At 73.8% G+C, this 2,813-nt stretch carries 1 pseudogene; it reads right to left on the bottom strand.

The annotated features are described in order from the left end of the window. Positions 1-2,634 (bottom strand): annotated as a pseudogene (locus tag ACWEPF_RS39795) (hypothetical protein); the annotation flags it as partial. Between the last annotated feature and the right edge of the window lie 179 nt (positions 2,635-2,813).

The raw sequence follows: 2,813 nt of genomic DNA, 5'->3' as shown, positions 1-2,813 counted from the left end.
GTTGCCCCAGGTACGGGAGGACCAGACCGCACCGACCGGGTTGAAGTGCAGCACCAGGTTGCCGTCCGACTGCATCTGCAGCCAGATCGGCGAAGTGATCGGGGTGTGCACCTCCTCGCCGCTCTTCACCACGGCACCGGCGAACAGCGCGGTGCCGCGGCGGGCCGCCACCCGGTTGTCCGTGCCGGTGGCCCACAGGGCCCGGCCGGCGGGGTCGTAGACCACCAGGTTGAGGTCGTCCTGGAGCACCGCGCGCGCGTTGCCCCGGCCCCAGGTGCCGCTGGCCCAGAGCGCCGTGCCGTCCGACGCCCGGACCACCAGGTTCCCGTCGCCCTGCATGAAGGCCGTCGCGCCCGGGTGGCCCCAGGTCCCGCTGGACCAGCGGGCGTTGCCGGTGGCCTTGGAGTACAGCACCAGGTTCCCGTCCTGCTGCATCACCAGCCGGCCGGCCTTGGACTCGACGGTCTCGTACGGGATCAGCAGGCAGCCCGAGCAGAGCGGGTGGCCCAGGGTGTCCACGCCGCCGAACCAGGTGCCCGTGGACCAGACCGGCCTGCCGTCCGCGTCGTAGATCACCAGGTTGCCGTCCGACTGGACCACCAGGCGGGCACCCTGGGTGCCCCAGGTCCCGCTGGACCAGACCGGGTTGCCGTCCTTGTTCCGGATCACCAGGTTGCCGTCCGGCTGGAGGGCACCGTCCACCCCGGCGTCCGGGGGCGCCGGGAGGAACGGGGTGTTGCCCGAGGTCCAGAGCACCCGCGAGGTCTGACGGTCGATCAGGTTCAGGTTCCCGCTGGTGGCCATCTTCAGCAGGACCTGGCCGGCCACCACCTCCTGGCCGTTCGCCAACCGGGTCCCGGCCGGCACGGCGGTGCCCAGCAGCTCGCGCGCGGGGTCGTACGTCCGCGTCGACCAGAGCACCGCGCCCTTGCCGTCCCGGAGCACCACGTTGCAGTCGTCCTGCACGGACAGTACGGTGCCCGACCCGCCGACGGCCACGCCCGGGGGCGACCAGTACGGATCGTCGTAGTGCCGGGCCAGGGCGAGCCGCCCCGTCCCCTCCATGGTCAGGGAGCCCAGCGGGTGGCCCGGGGTGTTGCTGGACCAGAGCACCTTGCCGGTGGCCAGCTGGGTCACCACCGCGCTCCCGTCGGACTGCACCTTCAGGCTGACGCAGGCCGAGTAGAGGACGTCGGCGTTCACCAGCCCGTGTCCGTTCACACGGCGCACCGGCTGCTGGATGTCACCGACCGAGGTGGCCTCGCCGAACCGGGCCAGCCCGCCGGCCGGTGCGACGCCCTTGTGCACGACGACCAGGGTGCCGCCGTAGGTGTACCGGGAGTGACGCGTGATCAGCTCCGGACGGCCGTCACCGTCCAGGTCGCCCTGCGTGCGGTAGTCGAGCGGCACGGAGACGTAGCCCGGATCGAAGCTGACCGGGGCCGGCACGGTGAGCAGGTCGACCGCCGCCGGGAGCGGCTCCGGTCCGGCAGGCGTCTGCGGTCCGGAGCCCCAGCTCTGCCGGGGGGACTGCGCGCACGGGGCCAGGCCCACCGTCCGGTCCGCCTGGTTGGCCAGGCACCGGCCGTCCGAGGCGACCAGGCTGTCGGCGACCGAGGTCCACTTCTGGGCGGCCTCGCCGGTGCAGGCCGCGGTGCGGACCTTGCCGATGTCCAGCGCGGCCGTCAGGCAGTAGTCCATCCGGCGCAGGGTGCCGTCCGATCCGCGCAGCCACTCCCCATCGGTGTCTTCACAGGACTCGAGGCCGGTGTCGTACAGGCAGCGCCAGGTCCCGTCGGGGGCCGGCTGGCCGCTCTGCAGCCGGAAGGCCGCGTCCGGCGGGGACAGTCGCCGCACCGGCAGACCGTCCGGGCCGAACTCCAAGGGGTAGCTGACCGTCACGCGCTGGCTGGCGACCTCGGCCCAGAGCGTCGGCACGCCGTCGACCTTGCCCGGCGCCATCAGCGCGAGGCCGCCCCAGGCGCCGGTGCCGCCCAGCTGGACGGGGGCGCCGATCACGGCACCCCCGGCCTTGCCCGGGTAGTACCAGAGCCGGCCGCCCTCGACGGTGACCAGGTCGGGCATCCCGTCCTTGTTCGCGATTCCGTCGGTGGCCAGCACCTGGGTCGCCGAGTTCCAGGTCGGGTCGTAGCCGGTGCAGTCCGCACCCGCCGCGCAGGTGGCCGGCTTGGCCACCTTGACGGCCTTGTCCTTCTTCGTGAAGTACCCGGGCCTGCCACCGGAGTTGGCGTCGTTCGGGTACAGGTACAGCGCGTCCGAGGCGTTGGTGAAGGCGTACAGGTCGTCCGTCTTCGTACCCGTCGCGCTGCCCCGGCTGCTGACCTGGTACTCCTGCCACGACCCACCCAGCGGGCTCTGCGCCGCCGTGGACGCCGGGTACGGCGCACCGCCGGCCGGAAGCACCGCCAGGTCCGCCCCACCCGTCGACAGCAGGTCGGCCCTGCCGTCGCCGGTCAGGTCGTTGAGCACCCCGGCCGCCGTCACGGGCGCGGCCGGTCCTGCGGCGTGCGCGGGCACGGCGAGACCGCCGAGCACCACCGCCGCCAGCGCGGCTGCCGCCGCGAATCGTCTGCCGCCGCCTCTGCGGCGCGGGGCGCGAGTGCGCTCCCCCATGTCCCAACCTCCCCTGGCGCCGGGCCCTCGGCCCGGCCGTCCGGCCCGTGGTCACGGGCCAGGGGGGGCAGGCTATCGCCCGCCCGTTCGTACCCACCACGCGGTACCCGGTGTACGGACGCCGGTGTACGGACGCCGACGGGGGTGGCACCCGGACCTCGGACGGTCCGGGTGCCACC

This window comes from Kitasatospora sp. NPDC004289, assembly GCF_053602875.1.
Note: the sequence above shows the minus strand (reverse complement) of the source record. Positions and strands in the feature narration are given on the sequence as shown.